This is a genomic window from Nitrosospira sp. Nsp2, from assembly GCF_003050965.1.
Classification (GTDB): domain Bacteria; phylum Pseudomonadota; class Gammaproteobacteria; order Burkholderiales; family Nitrosomonadaceae; genus Nitrosospira.
Window position 1 is genome coordinate 647364 of record NZ_QAOU01000002.1, and the last position, 24239, is coordinate 671602.

The following is a 24239-nucleotide window of genomic DNA, read 5'->3' on the forward strand; positions in this document are numbered from 1 at the left end:
TGATCTATCGAGCCCGGTTGGGCGCACTCGTTCAAAACAAAAAGGGCCCGCCCTTTCGCTCCGGACTGCCGGGGACCGGGGCGCGAAGGAGCGAACAAGGCCCCCGTCCCCCTGGTGCCTGAGGTGCAGCAGCACATCCTGCTTGCGCAGAAGTGGCTCAGGTAAGCTATGATTCATGGTCTTACTCCAGCCAGCCCCGGTGAGGGTTAGGCTCGAAAAACGGAATAGCATTTTCACCCGGCCCGAAGTATAACCTTTAGCCCTGCAGGCTAAAAAACAGGGGCATTACGTATGTTCGGTTTAGGCGGCAAGGAACCTGTAATAGCGAAGGCAAGCGTTTTGGTCGAATGCCCGCCGTGCGATATTTTCAGGTATCTCGGTGACGGTTTTTTCGATAATTATCCCAAATGGTCGCCCGAGGTCGTCGAACTTGAACCCCTCAACGGCGTGCCGGTGAAACTTGGCACCCTTGCAAGGCAGGTCCGGATTGATCAGGGGCGCCGCAGCGAAAGCAGGTTCAAGATTGATGTTTATGAGCCGGACAAGCGCCTCGGCTTCGCCGGGGTATCCGATCCGTTTCGCTGCGTTTATGAATTACGCAATGTCGATCCTGGGAAATCCACTGAACTGACCTTTACATTCGAACTGAGGGAGATTCAAATGTTCATGCGCCCTTTCGAGAAGCTGATTCGGGTGGTCGTCCAGGAAGGCGCGGAACGTACGGTGAGAAACCTGAAGCGGTTGATTGAAACGAACAAATACGTGACGAAGCCCTCAACCCCATCCCGTTAATATCCAGGAGAAAAAGAATGACATTTGTGGTGGAAAAAGACCCAGGACTGATCCCCCAGATCTTGTCCCAGATACTGGATAGTTCGGTGAATGGCATCACGCTCGTGGATCCCGATCAGGAAGACCTGCCCATCGTCTATGCGAATCGGCAGTTCGAGGCGATGACTGGATATGCTCAGCAAGAGATACTTGGTCGCAACTGTCGCTTCCTTCAGGGAAAAGATCGGGACCAGGACGCCCGCTTTGCCATGAAACGGGCAATCGAAAAACAACAAGGGGTCGAAGTCACCATTCGGAATTATCGGAAGGATGGAGAGCTTTTCTTCAACCATTTGACCCTTACTCCGCTTTTCGACAATGATGGGAAGCTCATTTACTACCTCGGCATACAGTACGATGTGAATCGCAACAGGGAGATGCTCTCCAAATTCAGCCTGCAGCAGGAAGCGGATACACGACGCTTGCTGTCTTCACTGCTTCCCAGGCCGTGATACTGAATCTGGAGGGAACCTGAATAATTCACGTCCGAACGCGGAAAAATCCGTGTCGCCACCACCAAGTCAATTACAATAAAAGAGGATTGTTATGGCCCTGCAACCGCCCCTAAAGCCACACCAGCCCCGAGGAGACGACAGGCCGTTATGGGATGCCGTGTTCGCGGTTTACGGCTACCCGGCGCTCCTCATCGCTCATCGACTCAAAGTCTTCCCGCTGCTTGAACAGGGGGCGCGGACGTTGCCCGAGATCTGCACAGCGCTGAACATTAAAAGAAGGCCGGCGGTGGCCATGTTATCCGCCGCCACGGCGTTGGGCTTTCTTTCGCTCCACGACGAGCGTTATTCGCTTACCTCCCTTGCGGAAGATTACCTCCTCGAAAAAAGCCCCAGTTACTTCGGTTTCTTCTGGGATATGATGATCGATAATTCCGAGGTATTTTCCTATGCCAGCCTGGAACGAGCGGTGCTGACTGATGTGCCTCAGGCCTATGGCGGCGGCGACATATACAAATCCCACGAGGAGCAAGCCGAACTGGCGCGAAAATTCACCCGCGGGATGCACAGCATCAGCATGACATTGGCATCCGCGTGGCCAGAGGCCGTCGATCTTTCCGGCCACCGGCGGATGCTCGATATAGGCGGAGGGTCGGGCGCTCATACGATTGGCGCGGCTTTAAAAGTGCCGCATCTTCAAGGTGTCGTTCTGGATCTGGAGCCGATATGCGAAGTCGCTCAGGAGTTCATTGCTAAATACGGTTTGCGGGATCGGATTAAAACACATGTTGCCGACATGTGGAATGATCCATTTCCTGAAGCTGACCTGCACTTCTATTCCAACATTTTTCACGATTGGCCCTTGGAAAAGTGCAAAGTTCTCGCGGAAAAGAGCTTCGCAAGTATGGGATCGGGAGGACGCATCATTATCCATGATGTAATTTATAACGACGAAAAGACGGGGCCTTTCGCGCCGGCTGCCTATAGCATGTTAATGATGGGCTGGACCGAGGGAGAATCGTATTCAGGTCGGGAGTTGTCCACAATGCTGAAGTACGCTGGTTTTCAGGACACACACGTATATCCGGCCTTCGGCTATTACAGTGTTGTAACCGGAGTCAAACTGTAGAGAGTTACTTGATTGTCGAATGGATGTTTTCTAGCTCGAGCCAAGCCATCCTGATTGATTTCGGTAGAAGATCATGAGCAATTCAACCAGAACATGCGGCTGTTTCTGGATCATTCTGGCCGCCATGGTTGCCAGCCCTTTGGTGGTTCATGCGGAGGAAGGTCATGGTGAGAATGCCAGAACACATTTGGAGCAGGCGATTGAGAGTGGAAGGAAGGGCGATGCGAGAGGAGTGGGCCGCCATGCGCAGGAAGCAAAAAGGGAGTTGATCGAAGAAAATAAGGAACATCCTTACACGCACCTGCAAAAGCCGATTTATGGCGAGCATGAGAAGGCGGAACACGATAAGGAAGTGTTTGAAGAAATGGATATCGCCATTGAAGAAGCGGAAGAAGGCGATGTTGAGGATGCCACAGAAGCCGTCGAGAGAGCCGCCCGTCATTTGCGGGAAAAAGAACAATCAAAATGACCGCTGCTGATCTCCTGAATATTTCTACGGAGGCGATTCCCGACTGCCTCTGCCACCAGCTCAGCGAAGAGGCGGCGGCGGAACAGACGAATTAATGCTTCGCCGTTTCTTTAGCCGGCTTGTATCCCAACGTTTTCATCGCTGGTGCAATGGATTGCCTGGTCGCTTCATAGTCGGCCCATGGGCTATTGCCTTTGTCCAGACGCTCATGAATATTCGAAATAGACCAGTGATTTGCACTCGCAAGCGACTCCAGTTCTTCCCATGCCACTGGCACTGATACGCCCAATCCCGGGCGAGCCCGCGCTGACCAGGCCGATACAGTGGTGGCTCCGAAACCATTGCGCAGATAATCGATAAAAATTTTCCCAACGCGATTACGGGAACCGCTCTTTGCAACGAAACGCCCCGGAATGGTTGCCGCAAGGTGCTGAACAATCGCCTGGGAAAAACCCTTCACCGTATCCCAACCGTGCAACCTCTTGATCGGCACCACAACGTGCAGACCTTTTCCCCCGCTGGTTTTCAGAAAAGACTTCAGCCCCAGCTCATTGAGAAAGATGGAAACAAGTCGGGCCGATTCCTGAATCCGCGGCCATTGCACTCCCTCTCCCGGGTCCAGGTCGAAAGTCATCCTGTCAGGTTTGTCGATAGCGTCTTTTTTTGCGTTCCATGTGTGAAACTCGATGACGTTCATCTGCGCCGCGGACAGCAGGCCGTTAGCGGTTGAGATTTCAAGCAATGGCGGGTGGTCGGGATCCAGGGCAGGGTCAAGCTGATCCACGCCTTGCATGTTTTCTTTTTCCCAATGCTTCTGAAAAAACAATTGTCCCGAAATACCATCCGGGGCACGCACCAGAGATACCGGCCTTCCTTTTAGATGCTCCAGCATCAACGGCGCAATCAGAGAGTAAAAGCGCACGAGGTCGATCTTGGTTAAATGAGAAGAAGGGTCGATCACGCGGTCCGGGTTTGTTACCTTCAGGGAAGACAATGCAGACGAAGCTGTCGCGGACTTTGCGCTGGTGGCATGCATGGGTTTCTCCCTGACGATGGTTTCAGGCTTCTTATCCGATCTCAATCCGCGAAAAACCGAGTGGCGAATGTGGCCATCCCTGGTCCACTCCCCGAAGGAAACTTCAGCTACCAGCTCGGGCGACACCCAATGCGACTTTTTATCCATTCCAGATGCATCCGCGAAGGGGGAATGCCTGACAGTCAAGCTGTCCAGCTTCGTCTTGAGGTCACGCAGCGTTTTCTCGTTGAATCCGGTACCCACGTTTCCGGCATACCGCAGCTTTTTGTCTTCGTCATAGAAGCCAAGTAGCAGGGAACCGATACCGGCTCGGGAACCCTTGGGGTCGGTGTAACCGCCGATAATAAATTCCTGGCGTTGCGTGCATTTGAGCTTTATCCAATCCGACGAGCGACGGGACACGTATGCCGAGGTTTTGCGCTTGCCGATCACGCCTTCCAGCCCGAGACGGCAGGCGGAAGCGATGATATCCGCTGCTGGCACGTCGAAGACTTCGCTGAAGCGTATGTGGGACGAAGAAGAGGATTCCAGCAACGAGCTCAGCAATTCCCTGCGTTGCGTTAACGGCACGCGTCGCAAATCGTATCCGTCATAAAACGGCACATCAAAGAGATAGTAGATGATGTTTTGCGTCCTCGCGCTGTCAAAAGCGTTTTGCAATGCCTGAAAATTCGGCAAGCCTTTTTCATCCAACACCACGATTTCGCCATCCAGCCATCCTGGCTTCAATCTCAAGCTGCTCATTGCTTTAACCAGATGGGGCAATTTATGCGACCAGTCATTTCCGTTGCGGGTAAACAGGCGTATCTCCCCACCCTCGACACGCGTCAGCATCCGATAACCGTCCAGCTTGATTTCATAGACCCACTCCAATGAGTCATTGGGAGGCCCGTCCACCAGGGTTGCAAGTTGAGGCTGAAGTTTCGCCGGAACTCCAGCTTTAACTGCGCCCTCGAGCAAGGCCGGGGAGTTTTTTATTCCGCCGGCCGGTTTCGCACCAGCGGCCCCGGCATCCGGAGGAGCTTCCGGCGCTGGAAGCACGGCGACGCTATCCGGCATTTCATCCACCACACTAAACTTACTCGCGGGTCTCGCGTACTCATCTTTTTCCTTGATAAGCAACCAGGCTTCCTGCTTCTTTTCTTGTTCGTTGCGCATACGGACCAGCGCCCAGCGACCTTTTAGCTTGTGCCCGTGCAGCTCGAATTTCAGTTTACCCGCACGATAGCCGCGGTGCGGGTCCTCGAGAGGAACCCACGTTCCCTTATCCCAGATGATCACCTTACCGGCGCCATACTGTCCCGGTGGGATATCGCCTTCGAAGCTGTTGTAGGAAATAGGATGGTCTTCCACATGAACGGCCATGCGTTTGTCATCGGGATCAAAGCTCGGTCCTTTCGGAACAGCCCAGCTTTTCATGGTTCCGTCGAGTTCCAGCCTGAAATCATAATGCAGGCGCGTCGCCCAATGCTTCTGTACTACGAATGATAGCGCGGTCTTGTTCGACCGGTCGCTGGTGCCCATACCGGAAGGTTCGGAGGTAATAGAGAAATTACGCTTCCCTCGGTAAGTCTTTAGTAAATCAGCCTTTGGCATAACTCGAACACCTCGAACCGCACCCCCTTTTGGGAATGCGTAAATTACAGATAATCAGTATGGACGGTCCCGCGACCAGCGTGGTCGGCACGGTTCTGGTTTAATGCGACTAAGGAATGGCGCGGATGGTGTCCCTTTACCCTACCCTGTAAACCCAAACGAGGAAGCAAAAACGCTTCAATTACACCCCCGGTTACGCTCGGCGCTTATGCGCCCCCTTAGTCCCGGGCTCTGCACGGTCGGGGCCAGCCTTGGCTGGTTTTCTGCTGGGTGTCTTTTCGCGCTCTTCCTTGTCCCCACCCTTCTTAAGGCTACGCTGGAGTAACTCGGTAAGATCGAGAATTTGCGCGCCGCCGCCGAGCACATCCGATGCCTCCGGTTGAGTCACTCTTTCAATGTCGCCCTTCTCGGCCTTCTCATGGACGAGTTTCATGACCTCATCCTTGAACGCATCGCGAAATTCCTCGGGGCGCCATTTTCCGCTCATATCCATCACCAACTGCTCCGCCATTTTCAATTCTTTTTCGGCAATTCCGGCCTCCTTCATGCCTTCGGGGGGGAAGCTCAAATTTTCCCAGCTGCGTATTTCGTTCCCCCACCGCAATAGATTCAGCACGAGCGCGGGGCCCGTCGGTACAAGCGCGGCCAGGTGCTGTTTGGTTTGGATAACTACCCGCGCGATGCCAACGCGGCGTGTCTTGTAAAGGGCTTCCCGCAGTAACGCGTAGACTTTAGCCCCTTTGTTGATCGGCACGACGTAATACGGGCGCTCAAGGTAGATGAAAGGAATATCGGTTGGGGGCACAAACATTTCGATCTCGATAGTTTGCGTCGTTTTTGGATAAGCGGCGGCGATCTCTTCCTCGCTCAGAATGACGTAATTTCCGTCTTCATACTCGATCCCCTTTACAATGTTTTCTCTATCGATCTCCTTGCCGGTTTTTTTGTTCACTCGCTTATAACCAACCGGGTCCATCGTGCGCTTGTCCAGCCAGTCAAAATTCAATCCATGGTCCGTAGTGGCTGAATGAAGGGCTACGGGGATGTGTACCAGGCCAAAACTGATAGCGCCTTTCCATAAGGCCCGGCTGCTTGAAGTAGAAGTCGCCATAATTCAATTCAAAAAAATGACGTTAGTGCGTGCACTTGGGAAGCAGTGTAAAAAAATTTACAATATCGGCCTGAACGATCATGCACCAGCCACCTCGCGATGTATGTGCGTTGGCGCACTAATTCTGAAGCATGCTTTTGTGTTCTTTCGTACGGAAAACAGAACGGATGAATGAGAGGATGCGGTTAGCGGCAACTAGGGAAATCAGTGAAATCAACATGACATAATGCTATTTCAGGAGAGCAGGAGAATATGGATTATTTTTCCCTATTGCAGTGGCCCGCCATGATCGTCAACGTGCTCGCGGTCTGGCTGTTGACTTATCAATCAAAACGCAGGCGCCATGCGGGTTTCGTATGTTCCCTGTTCAGCAACGCCTTATGGATTACATGGGGCTGGCATGCACAGGCGTTCGCTGTGATTGGCCTTCAGTTTGCTTTGGTCGCGCTTAATATCCGCGGGGCGCGAAAAACCGATTAAAACAAATTTGCTCGCTCTGGTTGAGTATACTGCCCAGCCTGCAGCAATAGCCCAAACGTCCGAAAGACGGAACAATCGCTGCCGATCCGGCCGAGCAAATTCTGCTGGTATTCGGTATCGGCCGCCTGTCCCTTGTCACCGCCAAAGGAAGCTCTGACACGTCCTCCGCAGAGCGCGTTGAGCGCACTGCGGCAGCTTCCCGGAAACCCAGCCGTAACCGTAATACACCCATCTTGAAACACGTGAATCGCCTGTGCAAACGTCTTCCCGGGCGCAACTGCGCCCGGTGTCCAGAGTTTCCCCCCGTAGCAAACTAATCAGCTTGATTATTTTGACCAATCAAAATAGCCCCGTTACGGGCCGACGCTTAAGGTTGGTTAGCGTCGTTCAGTTTCATGTAGCCCCGGCCGGCAATTCAGCCTGAGCCGCGATTTTAGGATATGATTATCGATTCTGTGCTGATCTAGGCCATGCGGACCCTCTTTACCTATTGCATGCTTTTTCCCCGGCGAACGGCGTATGTGCTGATTGCTCTGCTGGCGGCCGGTGTCGCTGAAGGGCTCAGTCTGACCGCGCTTCTCCCGCTGCTCTCGATTGCGGTAGGGGATACCGCCAATTCGGATGTCGGCAAACGGGTAGTTGAAGCGCTGCAAAGCATCGGCATCGTCCCGACCATTGGAGTCATGTTGTCGATTATCGTTGGCGGCATGATAGTCAAAAGCCTGATCCTGCTCGTGGCCAATAGACAGGTGGGCTATACAGTTGCTCATGTCGCTACTGCGCTCCGCCTCGAACTAATCGATGCGCTACTTGCCAGCCGGTGGCAATACTATTTGCGTCAACCCATGGGCTCGCTGGCAAACTCGGTCGCCACCGAGGCATACCGCGCGGCGAACGGTTTTGAACATAGCGTCACGGTGCTGGCGCTGGCGATACAGGTGGTTGTGTACGGGACCGTTGCCATGTTTGTTTCATGGCAGGCCACGCTCACCTCCTTCCTGGCGGGTATCGTGATGCTGCGGCTGTTGAACGAGTTGATCCGCGCCACCCGGCGGGCAGGGACTAAGCAGACACATCTGCTTCGCCACCTGCTGACATATCTTTCCGACGTGCTCGGTTCGGTAAAATCGCTTAAAGCAATGGCACGGGATAATGTTGCAGAGGCTATTCTCCGCGATCAAACCAGGCAGATTGAAAAAGCCACCCGGCGCGAGATCATGGCACGGGAAGCATTGATGGCCTTGCAGGAGCCCATCCTTGCCACTCTCATGGCAACCGGCCTGTATCTGGCGCTTGTAATGTGGGAGCTTTCACTGCCGGCCGTAATGGTGATGGTTTTCCTCCTTACCCGACTCCTGAGCCTGCTCAATAAAACCCAGCGGAAATATCAGAACCTCATGGCCCAGGAAAGCGCCTACTGGTCGCTGCGAACCGCGATTGACGAGGCTCGCGCCGCAGCGGAGAGGACCACGGGTACGCGTCAGCCCACCTTCCAGAAGGGAATCGCCCTGCGGCATATCTACTTCGACTACGGCACGCGGCCGATATTTCAGGATCTCAACCTCGAGATTTCGGTCCATTCATTCACCACAATTGCGGGACCATCCGGCGTGGGTAAGAGTACCCTGCTGGACCTTCTGTGCAGCCTGGCCGAACCGAAGTCAGGAGAAATCCTAATCGATGGCGTGCCTCTGCGTGAAATTAATCCACGCGACTGGCGGCGCATGATCGGCTACGTAGCGCAGGAAAACGTCCTGCTTCACGATACCATCCTCAACAACATCCTGGTCGGCGCTCCGGATCTGGTTGAGGCCGACGCAGAGCGGGCGCTACACCAAGCCGGCGCCTGGGATTTCGTCAGCGCGCTCCCGGATGGGTTGCATACGGTTGTCGGGGAACGGGGAGGATTACTATCCGGAGGGCAGCGACAACGTATTGCAATTGCCCGCGCACTGGCTCATCAGCCGCTTTTTCTGCTGCTCGATGAACCGACGAGTGCGCTTGATCCCGAAACCGAACGTCTGTTTTGTGAAACGCTCCGAAAGCTGGCCCAGACTCTCACCATTGTAGCTGTGTCTCATCAGCCCGCATTAATCAACGCAGCCGATAACATATATACGCTCTCAAAGGGAAAAGCGGAGCGCCTGCACCCCTCCGCGGAGACGGAATATGCTTCGGAAGCCCCATCCGTGTCCCGCAGGGAAGCCACTTCCGGTTTTCGATGAACCGGCGCTAGTTTAGCTACAGGGCTTCCGGCGTGAGCAATTCACTCGACGCTACCCACCCTAGCGACGAGCGTATCTCAGCGATTACTTGTTCGGGATTCCGGTCAAACTGTTCAATTAATTGATCGTGCTTACTGTCAGCTACCTCATGTTTTGCACCCCAGCGTAACAGCTCCAGAATTGCAGGTATTAGATCAATCCCTTTTTCCGTGACGCTATAGGCTATCTTGCACCCATTACTCGGATCATACCGTCGTAGAATCATACCTGCCGCCTCCAGTTTTCTTAAACGATCAGCAAGTATATTGGAGGCGATTTTTTCAGGCGACGTGAGGAATTCCCGAAAATAACGTTTGCGTTTGAAAAGAATGTCACGCAAGACGAGCAACGTCCACTTATCACCCAATATATCGAGCGCGCAACTGATTGGACACGAGGAGCGATGAGGCTGAACCTGGGTACTCATTCCAATAGTCTATTTTACTCAGTTGCATTTTGCAAGCAGACACATATATTGTATGTTGCAATCACTTTCAGGGTTTACCAAGAATGCCCTACGAGTTCTCTTACCAGGCTGGCGCACACCTGTTTTGAGCCATCGATTGCTCCACATAGGCGAGAAATACTTTTCTGTCCGCATGCTCGTTCCTTTACTGATTGTGCCAAGTGTAGAACTCGAAAGCGACCTGTGCGGGTTCCCCAGCGCGCGAAAATGAAGCGGACACCTCATAAATACTTGCATTTTGCAATTTCGTAAGCTAAGCTTTTCTAACTTGCTTATTGCAAGCCAGAACTAAGATCAAAGTGGCTAGCAGATACCGCAATGAAACGAGCCTGGTTGATTTATCGTATGAGTCCAGACCGCCGACCCGGAATTGAAGCAACTGAATTGGTCAGATGATTGTATTTTTTTCTTAACGCGTAACTGATGTCAGCAGTGGTCGGAGCAAAAATGTCAAACAACTTACCTTGCGGGCGATTTGAAATGCGTATCAGTGAATCACTTCAGCCTTTTATACGCAATGGCTTAAAAGGCTGCGAAAAAGAAGGTCTTCGCATTAGTCGGGAAGGATCCATATCGCTGTCTCCACATCCTGTTCAGCTAGGGGCTGCGTTAACGCATCCGAACATAACCACGGACTATTCTGAAGCTCTGCTCGAGTTGATCACGCCAGCATTATCGGATGGAAGCGAAATGTTGGGTTTTCTAACAGACTTGCATCGATACGTCTGCACCAACATTGATGATGAACTGCTCCTGTCGGCGAGTATGCCAATCGGCGATTTGCGAAGCTCGGCAATTCCTATTGCCCGCTATGGCTCATCCAATATAGGAAGGATGAAGCATATATACCGGCAGGGCTTGAGCTACCGCTACGGCGGTTGCATGCAAGTCATTGCGGGAATCCATTTTAACTACTCGCTTCCCGAATCCTTCTGGCCGGAATACCAGGATTTCACTAAACAGCCTGGCGATCCGCAATCCTTCAGAGCTAGTGCTTATATGGGAACAATCAGAAACCTGCAAAGGTATGGCTGGCTGATCCCCTATCTGTTTGGCTCATCCCCGGCGGTCAGCAAAAGCTTTGTCGATGGCCGCAACTCTGCTTTTTCGAATGCGTTGGAGAAGTTCGATGAGACTTCCTATTACAAGCCTTTCGCGACCTCATTAAGGATGAGCGAGATCGGCTATGTAAACCCAGTGCAAGCATCGTTTCGTGTTTCCTTTAACAGTCTTGATGAGTACATACGCGACTTGAGCAAAGCGACATCCATACCTTATCTCGATTATGAAAGGGTCGGCACGAAGGTTGGCGGTGAATACAGGCAGTTGACTACCAATCTCCTCCAGATCGAGAATGAATACTACACTTCAGTTCGGCCGAAACAACTGACAAGACCAAATGAAAGACCGCTGCGGGCATTGAGTAACAGGGGCATTCAATATATTGAAATACGATCCCTTGATATCGATGTTTTTGAGCCGAGTGGAATTTCAATTGAAACCACCCGGTTTCTTGAAGCTCTTAGTCTGCTCTGTTTATTTCATGAAAGTCCTGCGCATGACACCAGGCAATATGACGAAGTCAAACACAACGCATTGGCCGTAGCCAATAAAGGACGAGATCCGGCGTTGAAATTATTGAATAAAGGACAGGAAGTTCATCTGCGAACCTGGGCATTGATACTCTGTGACCAGTTGCAGGAAATCTGCGAGGCACTGGACAATGGTAATAAAGCCCGGCCCTACACTGAGGCATTACATAAACAGATGGAAGTTATTCGCCACCCCGAGTTGACGTCTTCGGCAAAGATGCTGGCAACAATGCGAGACCAGAAGCTGTCGGTCGCGGAACTGGTCTTGCAAAAATCCCGTGAATACACCTCTCATTTCCAGAAAACACCGCTGGATAATTCGGTAAAGAGAGATTTTGACTTACAGGTCGAGAATTCATTGGAGCAACTGAAACGGTTGAATAACGCGAGCGAAATCCCTTTCGATGAATTCCTTGGCAACTACTTTTCCAAGATACCAGAACCAGCGAAGTTTCCCGGAATCGATCGCAAAGCAAGCCAGGTTCGCTAGCCATAGCGGGCGGAGTACCCGACACCGATTCTTGAAATCGCCCCGGCTCAGTGTATTACAGGTCAATTCGGAAATGCTCAGGACGGGTCACAAAATACTCTCGTGAGATAAGAGTTGCACCTGCTAGCCCGCTGATCGAACGGGGAATATCCAGATTCATCGAGCTTAATAAGCTTAAAAAATAATCGAACGAAAACGGTAGCTTGGCTCGTGCATTTTACAACTGAATGTAACAAGCTTCTCACTGGTTAATTGCAAGTGACGTTTGAAACAAATCATTTCAAAGGGGCCCTTCGATGGTCATACTTTATCAGCTGGAACGTACATGGGGCATTCCGAATCTCAGCCATTTCTGCTGCAAGACAGAAACGTATCTGCGGATGGCCGACATTAAATATACGGTAACCCCAACGCTTCCATTATTTGCTCCGAAGGGTAAGCTGCCTTATATCGAGGATGGAGATCTCAAATTGGCAGACTCGCGTTTCATCATACGGCACCTCAAAAACAAATATAGGGATCTCGACGAAGAGTTAACTTTAGAAGAGTCCGCGCTGTCGCTAGCGATGCAGCGCTTGCTCGAAGAGCATCTGTTTTGGGCGACGATGTATTCGAGGTGGCAATATACGGATGCAAATTGGCAAGTGAATAAGAAAGCGATCTTTGGCGTAATGCCTCCTGTCATTCGTGATGTCGCGGCCTTTTATTATCGCCGTAGAATACATCGGCAGATTCTCGGTCATGGTACAGGGCGGCACAGTGCCAATGAGATCTTTGAACTGGGTATGCAGGACGTCGATGCATTGTCCGCGTGTCTTGGCGATAAAACGTATTTCCTGGGGGATAAACCGACCAGCCTCGATGCCAGCGCCTTCGGATTTCTGATCAATACACTTGGTTGCCCGATTGAATCCCCGCTTAAAGAACACGCCCTTGCGAAGGATAACCTGAGAAGTTATGTGGATCGAATAAAGCTGCAATACTATCCGGATTTGTAGCCGCTTTGATGTTGACGCCGCGCATCAGTTTTTGCACGGGTGGTATGTGAAGGATTTTTATGTCATCTGCAAGAATAGACCTTTAACTGCACCTTGCGAATCAGCCTGCAGTCGCTCGACACGGCGGTTGCACTTTTGCTCCCTCAAATGGAGTGGATCCGCCGGGATAAGGACGGGTATCGGGACGCAACTGGTTTTTTTGGCCGCTCAACAGGTCTTGCAGACTCGTAGTCAGTTTACTGGTGACGTGGTGATCGCCCGCCTATAAAGATTTTCACACCAATGCTATCTCTTCACGTCTGCTCGCTGGAGCCTAACCCTATTTTGCGAACACGAAACAGGTCTCGCCCCAGTTTTTGGTCGTCTTGAATTTTACTTTCAAGCCGGCTCGTTCCATCAGGCTTACTGCTTCCTCCTGCTCCTCGGGAGTGCCCAACTCGACAATAACCGACTTAAGCGCCGGGTTTTTCAGCACGTTCTCGGCCCCCCTCATGATCGGAATTTCGATGCCATCAACATCGATCTTCATATAGTTGGGGTAGGGGAATCCCCATTTCGCGCATAAGTCGTCCAGGGTTACCCCAAACATCCCCTGGATATGAGTGGCCGCTACTTTCATGTTCTTCAAATCTTCTTTCCCAAATTGCGAACGATTTCCGCCACCGATAAATTTGGGAATGTACAGTTTCGAAAATCCCTCCTCCCCGGATACCGCGATGCAATACGAGGTGATGTTTTTCTCAAGCTTGTTCAGGTATATGTTCTTATTTAACAGGTAATAGTTGGCGCATTGGGGTTCAAATGAATAAACCTGAATGTCATTGCCGTATTTCTTTGCGGGATACAGGGAATATTGCCCGATGTTCGCGCCGAGATCGAAAAAACACGACCCGGGCTCAAAGCTGTCAAGCCAGTCAAGCGTGTCCGGTTCCTTGATCGAATATGTTTTTGCCCGTTGAAGCGTCCGGAAATTGTCCACCGCGATGCGTATTGACTGGCCTTTGACATTTACTTTTGTGTACCCGCCTTTTAATCCATAAAGCGCTACGGCCAAACCGGAAAGAACATCGATAAAAAAAGAGGACATTTAGTTGCCAACAGTAGATTTAATGAGCGCAGGTAAAGAGATGGGTGTGAGCAGGCTAATGCCGAAGGATATACGTTTTTATTGTCAACTCACAAATATTTTAAGGGTGCCCGTCCACGACCGTATTTTAAAATCGTGGCTACCAAGAACGTGTCCTACCGCCATTCGGGTTGAATTTGGGTTCGCCATGGCAGCGGTTGACTGGAGTTATTTAAGGAACGTCTGAAAAGTTCTCACGGGCGGGATGGACGCTATCCTGTGGACCAATCCAATCATTCAGCATAGCAAGGTCGTAAGACGAGCCGCTTTCTGCAAGCACCGCTCCCAGTTCTTCAAGAGATACTCCCCTCCTCTTCAAAACACTTTTCTTGAGAAATGGGAATTTTAACTCCGTAATAAGAGGCTTCCATAGATGGAAAGTGGGTTCTATCCACCTCACTGGCCTTTGGTGATAATCAAATCGAGCCAGAACTGTTTCTAGCCCATAAAGCGCTGACAGGCGGAATCGGGCACCAAGAAGGCGCGAAAAACCGACCTCGTATTTCCGGATAATGGCAATCTTGAGTTCAAGTGTGTCCACCTCGCGAAAGAATCGGACGAATTCTTCAGACAAGATGACGTTTTTTTTACAGTAAATAAAATAGGACTGAAGATGTGGATGAAAATGGAATGACTCGGTCATTCCAACAACATCAGCCTCGCAGCGAGCGAACCGCGCAATGATGTCGCGGATGCTGAAAAGCGGACCAAGAACACTGTCATTAGCCAGCAACAGACCCGAGTGATACCTGTACTCGGCATATTTTTCCAGCCCCGTCTTCCATCCGTAAAAATCGTATCCCTTATTCTCCCGGTTCATAATTCTTATGCAACATCGCGACAATTTTTCCATGTCAGTGTCGCGGATGGCATCACTCGAACTGATGAACACGATATTGAAACCGGCGAGCGCGAGTTCATCAAGATATTGGTATACGTTCTCTCTGACGACCCCTTCAGAATCGTAGCTGCAAAATAAACACACGGGTTTATTGTAGTCGGGGGATATCGATCCTTCTCCATAAAACCTGACCAGAGGTATCGCTCGCGTACCATTTCTTGCAAGCAAGTGAAAGGCTACATCGCGAAGATACTGGAGGTCCCTGAATATGGCCTTGAGCTGCCACTTTATCGGCCAGTTTGGGGGCCACAGCGACGGCAACTTGGCAGGCGGTTGGGGAGATACTTTCATCGGCCGGGGCCAGTATTGAAATAATCGAGAACGTCCTTCTTTCGGTTCCAGCTTCCGTCGTCCACCGATACCGTGGCTCTGAAACTGTCAATTGCCGCATGGGCAACTCGCAGTATCGCGTCCCGGTCTTCATCACCGAGATTTTCTGCGCACCCGATGCGCGTCCGGAACTCATCGGGCATGTCCGCCACTGCTTTCGTCAACACCAACTCGGCGTCTGCCAACCGGTCCAGTGGTACATTCTCGAAGAGTCTCGCGCCAAGCGCGAGCAGCAGAACCACTTGTTCAGTCACGGAGACGGGTGCGGATTCCGGTTGCTTGAGGCACCCACGGATCCGGCGACCATGTTCTATGATCGCGCGCGTATCCTCCTCAAGTCGGGCGCCAAACCGGGCGAAAGTCTCCAGTTCTTCGAATTGAGCATAATCCAGCTTCAGATCGCCCGTCGCCGCACGGTAAACCGCGCGTTGTGCCTGCCCTCCGACCCGAGAAACGGATTTCCCCACGTCAACTGCTGGCAATACGCCCAATTCAAACAACGTCGGCGAAAGGTAGATTTGGCCATCAGTGATGGAAATCAGGTTGGTCGGAATATATGCGGAAATATCCTGAGCTTCTGTCTCAACAATTGGCAGCGCGGTTAGTGAGCCGCCACCGAGTTCTCCGCGCAGGTGGGTTGCCCGCTCCAGCAGTCGCGAGTGGATATAAAAGATATCTCCAGGGTAAGCTTCGCGCCCTGGCGGGCGACGCAGGAGAAGCGACAATTCTCGATACGCTCGCGCGTGATGCGTGAGATCATCATACACGATCAGGACATCGCGGCCCTGTCCCATAAAATACTCGGCGATGCTGGTCGCAGCATAGGGCGCAATATAGGCGAGCCCGGGCGGATCGTTACCCTCCGTCACGACCACCACCGTATATCTCATCGCGCCGTTTTCCCGCAGGGTCGCAATCACCTTCGCCACGCCGGCAGCGCGTTGCCCGATAGCGCAATAAACGCACAGGACATCCTCGTCTTTCTGATTGAGTATTGTATCCACTGCGATCGCAGTCTTACCGGTCTGGCGATCACCTAAAATCAGCTCGCGCTGGCCGCGTCCGATGGGAATGAGCGCATCGATGACCTTGATACCGGTTTGAAGGGGCACGGTTACAGGCGCCCGATCCATAATGCACGGAGCAGCACGTTCAATCGGCAGACGCGTAGTGGAAGCCACCACCCCTCTTCCATCCCTGGGGCGGCCCAACGGGTCGACTACCCGTCCCATCATTGCCTCGCCCACCGGCACATCCATCACATGTCCCCTGCGTTGCACCTCATCCCCGGTATGCAGGTGAAAGTACTCATCCAGCAGAACCACGCCAATTTCATCTTCTTCGATATTAAAAGCTATACCGTAAGAGCCGTCGGCAAACCGCAATACCTCCTCGAATCCAATGCCGGGAAGACCGGAAACTTTCGCAATGCCGGAAGCTAGACTCGTGATGGTTCCGAATTCGCGCAAGGCTAACCGCGGCGTCCAGACTGCCCGTGCCCGATCGAGCTGTGCCAATGCACTATCGAAGATGTCTTCGAGACCTTTATTGACGACACTCATCAGTTAATGGGCAATCAGGTTGTGTTTCAGATTCAGGCTGGAGTTCATGTTCGGCCGCAGCCCGGTTTTTCCAAAGCCGCTCTACTTCTCTTTCAAGGGACGAGAGGTAGTCGGCGATAGTCCACGCCAGTTTGTGTCCCTTAGCGATAAGCTCGATACCAGCGATCAGGCTTGGGTCCGTCATGAACCGGACCGGCTTATCGCCGAGCAGGTTTTCCTGAAGCACCTGCTCGATGTTTTCCTTTTGCTCAGGCGACAGAACAAACGTGCTGCGGATCACGCATTCCGGCGACGCAGCGGCCGTCGCGGCGGGCTCCGCCGCTAATGCCAGGACCAGCTGAGCCCGCTGGTCAGCGTTCAGCTCGCGCACGCGCTGAATGAATACATCCACAATAAGAGCTTCGAGAGTCGAGCTGGCGATATCGGATAACACCTTTCGGGTAGTGGCAAGTATTTCTGCGCAAGTTTTCTGCGCAAGGACGTCACTCAGACCTTGATAATCGCTGTTCCACGTCTCCTCCCATTTGGCGCGCCACTTCGCCGCATCCTCATGCGCGGCAGCCAGCAGCCGTTGGCGTTCGACCTGAGCCTCTTCCAGAGCTTTGCTCAAAAGCGCGGAACGCTGTTGCTCAAGTTCATGAGTCTTGCGTTGAAATTCGTCCCTTTCCTTGTCAGCCTCCAATTTTTTAGCACCCGCTTCCGCGAGCTCCGCGGCAATTCGCCTCTCACGCGCGTCAAGCGCATTGAGGACAGGGCGGTAAAAGAAACGCTTGAGCAACCATACCAGAACAAGAAAGTTGACCGTTTGCGCAATGACCGTAAACCAATCAATCAGCACGAGTTACTTCCCCGCAGCCTCTGAAATGATGTGATTCCAGAAGGGATTAGCGAAAATCAAAATCATGGAAACCACAAAACAGTAAATCGCCATAGACTCGATTATTGCCAGGCCGACAAACAATGTCCGGGTAATGGTGGCGGAGGCGTCCGGTTGCTGAGCCAGCGACGTTACTGCCGTGGCGATCGCCTTTCCTTCACCTAATGCCGGAGCGATCACGCCGACGCTGACCGTCAAACCCGCCGTAACAATTGATACGATAGCAATCAGACTCACGCTGTCCATAATCTCTCCTTTTTGTTCCATCGGTCCGGGGCAACTCTTCTGTTATTACCCTGCTACAGTTTAATGAACGTCCTGTTCCGAGGGTTATCGCCGACGCGATTGTTGATCTCTACTTTTTACGACTTCAGGGTATCCGGTTCAACCCTCGTGCAGGGTAGCGGCTGCGATATAAACGGTGGCCAGAATGCTGAAGATATAAGCCTGAACCATGCCGGTCAATAGACCGAGCGCGCTCATCACGACCGGGAAAATAAACGGTGAAATGCTCAGAAGAATTGCAAGTATCATGGTTCCACTCATCATATTCCCGAATAGGCGGACAGCCAGAGCAAGTGTGCGCGACAATTCGCCGATAATATTGAAAGGAAGCATGATGGGCGTCGGTTTCAGATAGGACCGCAGGTAGCGGCGCATTCCCTGCTCTTTGACGCCATACACCGGTACGGCGATGAATACGCAAATCGCAAGCGCCGCGGTGGTCGAAAGCGAGCCTGTGGGCGGCTGATAGCCAGGGACGATTGTGAACAGGCTTGCAGCCACGACAAACAGAAACAGCGTTCCAAGAAAACCTAGATATCTGTCCGACCGGCGCAAACCTGCTTCCTCAATCTGCTTCTTGATTGAGATGACGACGATCTCCAGCAAGTTCTGCCAGCGGGACCTTTCCAGCCCGACCGAAAGCTTGCGCGTGATCATTTTTGAACCGCTGGCTAATACCAACATCAGCACCCACGTAGATACAATTGTAGCGTTGAGTTTCAGGAAGCCATACTCCCAGAAAAGGATGTCATCAGGGCTAAGGTGCATGACTTGGCTTCCCTCCTTGGCAGCTTCCTTCCCCTTTCACATCCCCTGACTCCACCGTTTGCACAGGAGCGGACAGCAGCCGTGTCGCTGAGAGCCGCGCAAGACCAAATCCAGCAAGTCCGGCAAGCATCATCGCCAAGCCAGCGCCGGGGACGCCCAACAGCAAATAAAACCCGGTGACGACGATGCCCGTGCGTAGCAGCATACTGAAAATGAACCAGCGAGCTGGTCTCAGGGCTTTAGTTCCGTTAATGACCGTCCACCACAGCCCCCCGAAAAAAATTGCTCCAAGCACCATGCCGGTCACCACACCGAGTGCCACGCCCGTGACTTCACTCATCGCTATCCGTCCCCCCATTTTCCCGTTGTTTATGGGTCTCGCGGTCTTCCCTTGTAACCCAATACCAGGCGTTAAAACACCCGACGACGAGACCGGCAAACAGCAGCGTAAGCGTCCAGGAATGGTCCGTGGGGTAGCGGCGGTCCAACCAGACACCGAGCCCCGCGCCAAGCAGTGTCGGCGCCACCACCGCCCACCCTACCAGCCCCATCATGCCTAACCCTGACCAGACTGTTCGCCCGGCATGAGACTTCTCCCGTTGGGCCTTCAACTTCCGCGCCGCGCTGACGCCCGCCAGCCGGCTCCACTCGGGTTCATCGGCCACCGTCTTTTTCTCCTGCTGATCACTCACGTTGGAATTCCGCAAAACGCCGAATAAAACCGCTTTCCATGGTTGCCATCATGCGGCGCATCCTCTGCTCGTGTACATTGAGACTCAAAAACTCATCCCTGACCGCTTTCCGGAGCGTATTCAGATCAATCCCGCCCTTCGCGTTGCGTACCGACACCAGCACGTCCTGGCCAGTTTTTACGAGAATTCCTTCGTCAATTGCTACGTACGTTTCCGCCTCGCCTTTAGCCTTAAAAGTCATAATCCCTGGCTTCAGCGCCGCTACGCAGTCAAGCCGGCGTGGCAGGAATCCGAGCGATCCGGCATCCGTCTCGACGGTAATATGCATGACGTCGCTCTTTTCCGTGAGCACGCGAAACGGTAAAAGAATTTTGAGATTCATCTATTCTCCGCAACTGCTCCGAAATGGTTGCACAAACCCTACTGCAACTGGGGATCCGCTTTTTTCACCTCGTCTATCCTCCCGATCATGTACAACGCCCGCTCTGGAACGTCCTGGAATTCGTCGCCCAGGATACGCTCGCAACCCTCAAGCGCGTCCTTGAGGCCGACCAGCTTTCCCTTGATGCCGGTAAACCGTTCGGTGGTAAAAAATGGCTGCGTAAGAAAACGCTCCAGCCGACGGGCACGGGCCACCACCTTGCGGTCTTCGAGCGATAACTGCTCAAGCCCAAGCATGGCAATGATGTCCTTGAGTTCCGCGTACTGTGCGAGTGTGCGCCGGATCTCCTGTGCAATCCCATAATGCCGCCGACCGATAATGCCCGGGGTAGCCATTTTAGAACTGGACTTCAATGGATCGATAGCCGGATAAAACCCCTCGCTCGCGCGTTTACGCGAAAGCACGATTGAAGCCGAAAGGTGAGAAAATGTGTGTACTGCAGCCGGGTCGGTAAAGTCATCTGCAGGCACATACACGGCTTGAATCGAGGTGATCGCACCGGTATCGGTACTTGCAATACGTTCTTCCAGCTGGGCGAGTTCTGTGCTCATGGTTGGCTGATATCCCATCCGCGACGGCATCTGTCCCATCAACCCGGAAACCTCCATTCCCGCCTGGATAAACCGGAAAATATTATCCACCAACAGCAATACATCCCGGTGCTCGTCATCCCGAAAATACTCGGCCATTGTGAGTGCCGCATGGGCAACCCGAAACCGGGCGCCCGGCGGTTCATTCATCTGTCCGAATACCATTACCATGCTTTGCAGTACGCCGGCAGCCACCACGTCCCGGTAAAGTTCCTCGCCCTCCCGGCAGCGTTCGCCTATACCGCAGAAAATGCTGACGCCTTGATGCTTTCCAGCCACGTTGTGGATCATTTCAGTGAGTAATATTGTCTTACCCACGCCGGCTCCGCCGAGAAGGCCGGCTTTCCCGCCACGTTCCAGCGGCATAAGCACATCAATGGCCTTGATACCGGTCTCAAAGATCTCCGCTTTTGCTGACCTCCGTACCAGGGGAGGCGGTGCATGATGCGCAGAACGCCACCGGATCCCTACCGGGGGGGGATGACGGTCAATCGCGTTACCGAAGACGTCAAACATGCGCGACAGCGTGGCGCTGCCTACCGGCACCATGAGCGGCCCATGCGTATCTGTCACCGGCATGCCCCTGGCCAGACCCTGCGTGGCTGTCAGTGCTATGCCCCGAACGCAATGTTCGTCGAGCTGGGATAAGATTTCGATAACGATCGTATCCTGCTTGCCGGCGCGCAGTAACGAGTGAATGGGTGGAACGCGGCTTCCAAACCGGACATCCACAATACCGCCGCGTACTGAGACAACCGAACCACATTGCGCGTAAGCAGGTGCATTATCCATGTTCTGCTGGCAGAGCTGGGATTAACCCGCTTGCCATCCTTAGCTATACCACTTTCAGTATAGTTCAGACGCAGCACGACGCCAGGCGGCGATACAACGTGCTTTCGCACCGCTTGGCGATGGGTTGTTCGCGGATCCGTGGATCGTACCGCCCCTGAATATTCGCAGCTGTGTGTCTCAACTGCTTAACCATATTGTTATGGTATTAACTTTGAAGAGAAGTTCAGGTTCAGGCCCAAGTCAGAAAAAAATAACGTTGCAAGCCGCTAGCGCGGGATGAAATCGCAGGTAACCTCACCCGTGATTTTTTATCATTGCGTTCAGGGTATCCAGAGTATCGGCTTGGTCGATCTTTTTGTCGTCGCGCATGCGTAGCATGCGAGGAAAACGAACCGCGATACCTGATTTATGGCGTGATGATTTGGCAATCCCTTCAAATCCGATCTCGAACACCATCGTAGGTGTTACACTTCGAACCGGGCCAAATTTCTCTACGGTGGTCTTGCGAATTACCGCATCCACCTGGGCGATTTCACGGTCAGTCAGGCCGGAATACGCTTTCGCGAACGGCACAAGTTTCCGTCCGCTGTCGGGGCTGTCGCTCCACACCGCGAACGTGTAATCTGTATAAAGCGATGCGCGTCGGCCGTGCCCCTTCTGCGCGTAAACGAGCACCGCATCTACCGTGTAAGGATCGAGCTTCCACTTCCACCATGCACCACTCTCTTTGGTGCGGCCCACCCCATATTGCGCACCAGTCGATTTGAGCATCAGACCTTCAACGCCCCGCGCGCGGGAACTATCCCGGATGACTTCGAGCGTCCGCCAATCGGGCGCATCGATCAGCGGGGAAAGCATCAAAACGGAAGTCCCGTGGCGCCGCACAATCTCATCCAGCCGGGCGCGGCGCTCCAATTGAACCACGTGCCGGATATCGCGGCCCTCATGCTCCAGTAAATCGAAGGCAATGAGTACTGCGGGAAGCTCATCCAATATTTTGGATGACAACGTTTTGCGGCCGATCCGCCTTTGCAGGTCAGCGAAAGAACCGGATCTACCGTTTTTCCATATCAGAATTTCGCCGTCGATGACCGTGCCATCCGGAAGAGAAATACCTCCGATTTCAGGGAAACGATCCGTGATCAACTCCTCCCCGCGCGACCACAGATAGCAGTTATGGCTGCGTTGCACCAATTGGGCGCGAATCCCGTCATACTTCCATTCGGCATGCCAAGACCGTATATCACCCAGAGTTCGCGGGTTGGTTTGCAAGGGATGGGATAGAAAAAACGGATAAGGTTGGCCCCCTTGCGTGGCATTCTGCTCAAACGCCGGCTGCGCCGCGATCAGCTTCTGGTAGCTTTCTGCGATGGGTGGAACCTGGCCATCCGTCCATCCCATCATCCGCTGCGCGATGATTTTGTGATCAACACCGCTGAGTTCGCTAAGTGCGCGTATCACCAGCAACTTGGATACGCCGACGCGGAAACCCCCACTTATCAACTTGATCAGCAGAAAACGCGCTTGCCTGTCAAGTCCACGCCAATAATCGAACAGTGCGACGCGGATTTTTTCGGGCTGTTCGCCACGCAATGGAAGGATACGCTCTTCCATCCACGCGGCGAGCCCTATGTTACTTTCATATTCCGGTGGCGGCAGGATAAGTGAAATTGCTTCCGCCAGATCCCCCACCGCCAGATAGCATTCATCGAAAAGCCATTCCGAAATACCAGACATTTCCGTTGAAAACTGCCGCAAGAGCTTGGTTGAAACGGCTTGGCGCGGTTTTCCCCCCGCCAGAAAATAAACTGCCCAGGCGGCGTTAGCGGACTCACTGGCATTGAAATATTTTTTTAATGCGTCGAGCTTGCGGGAGGTTGAAGTTGTCGCATCCAGGTCACCATAAAGTCGCGCAAATTCACGCATGGCTTTCCTTGAACGCAATGGCTTCGTTCAGGGCGACATTATCATCTTCGTCCGTGCCATACTCGGTACTAAAAGCGCTGGCGTCCAACCCCCTTTCCAGCAGCCAGCGCACCATGACGTCAACATGACCATGCGTGACAATCACACGCGTTGCGCCGGTCGCCCCAATCGCATGCATTAGACCCGGCCAGTCTGCGTGGTCGGAAAGGACGAAGCCCCGATCCACCGCGCGGCGCCGCCGGGCTCCGCGTAATAGCATCCACCCGCTTGCGAAAGCGTCGCTATAGTCGCCGAACCGCCGCATCCAGGGGGAGCCCGCGGCTGAGGGGGGTGCAATTACCAGCGCCTTGCGAAAAACTTCCTTTGCGCTTACATCATGTACGCTCAGCGTGGAGGGCAACGCCACGCCGCTCTCGCGATAAACACGGTTGAGTGTAGCAGTAGCGCCATGGCAGATGATCGGACCGATGGTACTGTCGATACCATTCAAGATACGTTGCGCTTTCCCGAAAGCGTAGCAAAACAGCACGCTTGTGCGCCCTTCTTCGGCATTGCGCCGCCACCACCGGCAAATATCGTCAAAAACCGTTATTTGAGCATCCCAGCGGTAAATCGGCAGACCGAAAGTCGATTCGGTAATAAATGTATCGCAGGCGACAGGCTCAAAGGCGTCACAGGTGCCGTCGGGCTCCAGTTTGTAATCGCCCGAAGCAACCCATACTTCGCCCCGATATTCCAGACGCACCTGCGCGGAACCCAGAACGTGACCGGCCGGATGAAGGGAAACCGTTACCCCATTGTGGATAATTTTCTTGCCGTACGGCAGCGCCTCGAGCGTGATGTTGCCTAGCCGGGATTTGAGGACCTCCGCGCCTGGCGACGCAGTAAGATAATGAGCGTGGCCAGGGCGCGCATGGTCCGCATGCGCGTGCGTGACGACGGCTCGCTCGACTGGTAGCCACGGGTCGATGTAAAACTTCCCTGGGACGCAAAGCAGACCCTCTCTTGTCGCCACTACCAGATCGGCCATTTGC

General features: G+C 53.1%; 23 protein-coding genes. 8 read left to right on the forward strand and 15 right to left on the reverse strand.

What is annotated here, in order from left to right:
- Positions 1 to 291: 291 nt before the first annotated feature.
- The 4 genes from C8R31_RS07165 (at position 292) to smbP (ending at position 2881) form a co-directional block, all read left to right on the forward strand.
- Positions 292 to 792 carry an SRPBCC family protein gene (locus tag C8R31_RS07165; protein WP_107693332.1) on the forward strand — a complete coding sequence of 167 codons (501 nt, stop codon included), beginning with the start codon at positions 292 to 294 and terminating at the stop codon, positions 790 to 792.
- A 17-nt stretch (positions 793 to 809) separates the two neighbouring features.
- Entirely contained in the window at positions 810 to 1283 is a 474-nt protein-coding gene (locus C8R31_RS07170) for a PAS domain-containing protein (RefSeq protein WP_107693333.1), read from the forward strand.
- A 94-nt stretch (positions 1284 to 1377) separates the two neighbouring features.
- Positions 1378 to 2412: a methyltransferase gene (locus tag C8R31_RS07175; protein ID WP_107693334.1), complete on the forward strand. Its 1035-nt coding sequence runs from the start codon at positions 1378 to 1380 to the stop codon at positions 2410 to 2412.
- A 73-nt stretch (positions 2413 to 2485) separates the two neighbouring features.
- Complete coding sequence (gene smbP, locus C8R31_RS07180; RefSeq protein WP_107693335.1) at positions 2486 to 2881, forward strand: small metal-binding protein SmbP; 396 nt, start codon at positions 2486 to 2488, stop codon at positions 2879 to 2881.
- A 91-nt stretch (positions 2882 to 2972) separates the two neighbouring features.
- On the opposite strand, the gene ligD is transcribed toward smbP, so the two are convergent.
- Together ligD and C8R31_RS07190 are read right to left on the reverse strand one after the other, a co-directional pair.
- Entirely contained in the window at positions 2973 to 5513 is a 2541-nt protein-coding gene (gene ligD / locus C8R31_RS07185; RefSeq protein WP_107693336.1) for a DNA ligase D, read from the reverse strand.
- 193 nt (positions 5514 to 5706) lie between these two features.
- Positions 5707 to 6624, reverse strand: a complete 918-nt coding sequence (locus C8R31_RS07190; RefSeq protein WP_107693337.1) for a Ku protein — start codon at positions 6622 to 6624, stop codon at positions 5707 to 5709.
- 252 nt (positions 6625 to 6876) lie between these two features.
- On the opposite strand from C8R31_RS07190, the gene C8R31_RS07195 reads away from it, so the two are divergent.
- Together C8R31_RS07195 and C8R31_RS07205 are read left to right on the forward strand one after the other, a co-directional pair.
- Positions 6877 to 7104 carry a hypothetical protein gene (locus C8R31_RS07195; protein WP_107693338.1) on the forward strand — a complete coding sequence of 76 codons (228 nt, stop codon included), beginning with the start codon at positions 6877 to 6879 and terminating at the stop codon, positions 7102 to 7104.
- A 470-nt stretch (positions 7105 to 7574) separates the two neighbouring features.
- On the forward strand, positions 7575 to 9329 hold the full coding sequence (locus tag C8R31_RS07205; RefSeq protein ID WP_107693340.1) for an ABC transporter ATP-binding protein: 1755 nt from the start codon (positions 7575 to 7577) through the stop codon (positions 9327 to 9329).
- Positions 9330 to 9345: 16 nt separating this feature from the next.
- Here C8R31_RS07205 and C8R31_RS07210 read toward each other — a convergent pair whose 3' ends face one another.
- Entirely contained in the window at positions 9346 to 9795 is a 450-nt protein-coding gene (locus C8R31_RS07210; protein ID WP_107693341.1) for a helix-turn-helix domain-containing protein, read from the reverse strand.
- Between the two features lie 519 nt (positions 9796 to 10314).
- On the opposite strand from C8R31_RS07210, the gene gshA reads away from it, so the two are divergent.
- Together gshA and C8R31_RS07220 are read left to right on the forward strand one after the other, a co-directional pair.
- Positions 10315 to 11916 carry a glutamate--cysteine ligase gene (gene gshA, locus C8R31_RS07215; RefSeq protein ID WP_258192621.1) on the forward strand — a complete coding sequence of 534 codons (1602 nt, stop codon included), beginning with the start codon at positions 10315 to 10317 and terminating at the stop codon, positions 11914 to 11916.
- Between the two features lie 296 nt (positions 11917 to 12212).
- Entirely contained in the window at positions 12213 to 12914 is a 702-nt protein-coding gene (locus C8R31_RS07220) for a glutathione S-transferase family protein (protein WP_107693343.1), read from the forward strand.
- 319 nt (positions 12915 to 13233) lie between these two features.
- Here the strand turns inward: C8R31_RS07220 and C8R31_RS07225 are convergent, their stop codons facing one another.
- The 12 genes from C8R31_RS07225 to C8R31_RS07280 all read right to left on the reverse strand — a co-directional run bounded on the left by C8R31_RS07225 (position 13234) and on the right by C8R31_RS07280 (position 24235).
- Positions 13234 to 14001: an FkbM family methyltransferase gene (locus C8R31_RS07225; RefSeq protein WP_107693344.1), complete on the reverse strand. Its 768-nt coding sequence runs from the start codon at positions 13999 to 14001 to the stop codon at positions 13234 to 13236.
- A 211-nt stretch (positions 14002 to 14212) separates the two neighbouring features.
- Positions 14213 to 15025 (reverse strand): rhamnan synthesis F family protein, encoded by an 813-nt coding sequence (locus C8R31_RS07230; protein WP_258192622.1) that lies wholly within the window; start codon positions 15023 to 15025, stop codon positions 14213 to 14215.
- 203 nt (positions 15026 to 15228) lie between these two features.
- Positions 15229 to 16833 (reverse strand): alternate F1F0 ATPase, F1 subunit alpha, encoded by a 1605-nt coding sequence (locus C8R31_RS07235; RefSeq protein WP_107693346.1) that lies wholly within the window; start codon positions 16831 to 16833, stop codon positions 15229 to 15231.
- On the reverse strand, positions 16817 to 17671 hold the full coding sequence (locus tag C8R31_RS07240) for a F0F1 ATP synthase subunit delta (RefSeq protein WP_107693347.1): 855 nt from the start codon (positions 17669 to 17671) through the stop codon (positions 16817 to 16819). The genes C8R31_RS07235 and C8R31_RS07240 overlap by 17 nt, the downstream gene beginning before the upstream one ends.
- Before the next feature lie 3 nt (positions 17672 to 17674).
- Positions 17675 to 17956 carry a F0F1 ATP synthase subunit C gene (locus tag C8R31_RS07245; protein ID WP_107693348.1) on the reverse strand — a complete coding sequence of 94 codons (282 nt, stop codon included), beginning with the start codon at positions 17954 to 17956 and terminating at the stop codon, positions 17675 to 17677.
- Between the two features lie 138 nt (positions 17957 to 18094).
- Positions 18095 to 18763 carry a F0F1 ATP synthase subunit A gene (locus tag C8R31_RS07250; RefSeq protein ID WP_107693349.1) on the reverse strand — a complete coding sequence of 223 codons (669 nt, stop codon included), beginning with the start codon at positions 18761 to 18763 and terminating at the stop codon, positions 18095 to 18097.
- Entirely contained in the window at positions 18753 to 19103 is a 351-nt protein-coding gene (locus C8R31_RS07255; protein WP_107693350.1) for an ATP synthase subunit I, read from the reverse strand. Before C8R31_RS07255 ends, C8R31_RS07250 begins: the two co-directional genes overlap by 11 nt.
- Entirely contained in the window at positions 19096 to 19455 is a 360-nt protein-coding gene (locus C8R31_RS07260; protein ID WP_107693351.1) for an AtpZ/AtpI family protein, read from the reverse strand. Before C8R31_RS07260 ends, C8R31_RS07255 begins: the two co-directional genes overlap by 8 nt.
- Positions 19448 to 19837 carry a F0F1 ATP synthase subunit epsilon gene (locus tag C8R31_RS07265; protein ID WP_107693352.1) on the reverse strand — a complete coding sequence of 130 codons (390 nt, stop codon included), beginning with the start codon at positions 19835 to 19837 and terminating at the stop codon, positions 19448 to 19450. The genes C8R31_RS07260 and C8R31_RS07265 overlap by 8 nt, the downstream gene beginning before the upstream one ends.
- Positions 19838 to 19875: 38 nt before the next feature.
- Positions 19876 to 21279, reverse strand: a complete 1404-nt coding sequence (gene atpD, locus C8R31_RS07270) for a F0F1 ATP synthase subunit beta (RefSeq protein ID WP_107693353.1) — start codon at positions 21277 to 21279, stop codon at positions 19876 to 19878.
- Between the two features lie 294 nt (positions 21280 to 21573).
- Complete coding sequence (locus C8R31_RS07275) at positions 21574 to 23205, reverse strand: ATP-dependent DNA ligase (RefSeq protein WP_107693354.1); 1632 nt, start codon at positions 23203 to 23205, stop codon at positions 21574 to 21576.
- Positions 23198 to 24235 carry a ligase-associated DNA damage response exonuclease gene (locus C8R31_RS07280; RefSeq protein WP_107693355.1) on the reverse strand — a complete coding sequence of 346 codons (1038 nt, stop codon included), beginning with the start codon at positions 24233 to 24235 and terminating at the stop codon, positions 23198 to 23200. The genes C8R31_RS07275 and C8R31_RS07280 overlap by 8 nt, the downstream gene beginning before the upstream one ends.
- Between the last annotated feature and the right edge of the window lie 4 nt (positions 24236 to 24239).

What these genes read in the sequence shown, in the direction of transcription:
- C8R31_RS07265 (WP_107693352.1), bottom strand. Translation starts at nt 19,837, where the DNA reads ATGAATCTCAAAATTCTTTTACCGTTTCGCGTGCTCACGGAAAAGAGC.
- C8R31_RS07170 (WP_107693333.1), top strand. Translation starts at nt 810, where the DNA reads ATGACATTTGTGGTGGAAAAAGACCCAGGACTGATCCCCCAGATCTTG.
- C8R31_RS07255 (WP_107693350.1), bottom strand. Translation starts at nt 19,103, where the DNA reads ATGAGTGAAGTCACGGGCGTGGCACTCGGTGTGGTGACCGGCATGGTG.
- C8R31_RS07280 (WP_107693355.1), bottom strand. Translation starts at nt 24,235, where the DNA reads ATGGCCGATCTGGTAGTGGCGACAAGAGAGGGTCTGCTTTGCGTCCCA.
- smbP (WP_107693335.1), top strand. Translation starts at nt 2,486, where the DNA reads ATGAGCAATTCAACCAGAACATGCGGCTGTTTCTGGATCATTCTGGCC.
- C8R31_RS07250 (WP_107693349.1), bottom strand. Translation starts at nt 18,763, where the DNA reads ATGCACCTTAGCCCTGATGACATCCTTTTCTGGGAGTATGGCTTCCTG.
- ligD (WP_107693336.1), bottom strand. Translation starts at nt 5,513, where the DNA reads ATGCCAAAGGCTGATTTACTAAAGACTTACCGAGGGAAGCGTAATTTC.
- atpD (WP_107693353.1), bottom strand. Translation starts at nt 21,279, where the DNA reads ATGGATAATGCACCTGCTTACGCGCAATGTGGTTCGGTTGTCTCAGTA.
- gshA (WP_258192621.1), top strand. Translation starts at nt 10,315, where the DNA reads ATGCGTATCAGTGAATCACTTCAGCCTTTTATACGCAATGGCTTAAAA.
- C8R31_RS07190 (WP_107693337.1), bottom strand. Translation starts at nt 6,624, where the DNA reads ATGGCGACTTCTACTTCAAGCAGCCGGGCCTTATGGAAAGGCGCTATC.
- C8R31_RS07205 (WP_107693340.1), top strand. Translation starts at nt 7,575, where the DNA reads ATGCGGACCCTCTTTACCTATTGCATGCTTTTTCCCCGGCGAACGGCG.
- C8R31_RS07225 (WP_107693344.1), bottom strand. Translation starts at nt 14,001, where the DNA reads ATGTCCTCTTTTTTTATCGATGTTCTTTCCGGTTTGGCCGTAGCGCTT.
- C8R31_RS07165 (WP_107693332.1), top strand. Translation starts at nt 292, where the DNA reads ATGTTCGGTTTAGGCGGCAAGGAACCTGTAATAGCGAAGGCAAGCGTT.
- C8R31_RS07195 (WP_107693338.1), top strand. Translation starts at nt 6,877, where the DNA reads ATGGATTATTTTTCCCTATTGCAGTGGCCCGCCATGATCGTCAACGTG.
- C8R31_RS07245 (WP_107693348.1), bottom strand. Translation starts at nt 17,956, where the DNA reads ATGGACAGCGTGAGTCTGATTGCTATCGTATCAATTGTTACGGCGGGT.
- C8R31_RS07210 (WP_107693341.1), bottom strand. Translation starts at nt 9,795, where the DNA reads ATGAGTACCCAGGTTCAGCCTCATCGCTCCTCGTGTCCAATCAGTTGC.
- C8R31_RS07175 (WP_107693334.1), top strand. Translation starts at nt 1,378, where the DNA reads ATGGCCCTGCAACCGCCCCTAAAGCCACACCAGCCCCGAGGAGACGAC.
- C8R31_RS07275 (WP_107693354.1), bottom strand. Translation starts at nt 23,205, where the DNA reads ATGCGTGAATTTGCGCGACTTTATGGTGACCTGGATGCGACAACTTCA.
- C8R31_RS07220 (WP_107693343.1), top strand. Translation starts at nt 12,213, where the DNA reads ATGGTCATACTTTATCAGCTGGAACGTACATGGGGCATTCCGAATCTC.
- C8R31_RS07235 (WP_107693346.1), bottom strand. Translation starts at nt 16,833, where the DNA reads ATGAGTGTCGTCAATAAAGGTCTCGAAGACATCTTCGATAGTGCATTG.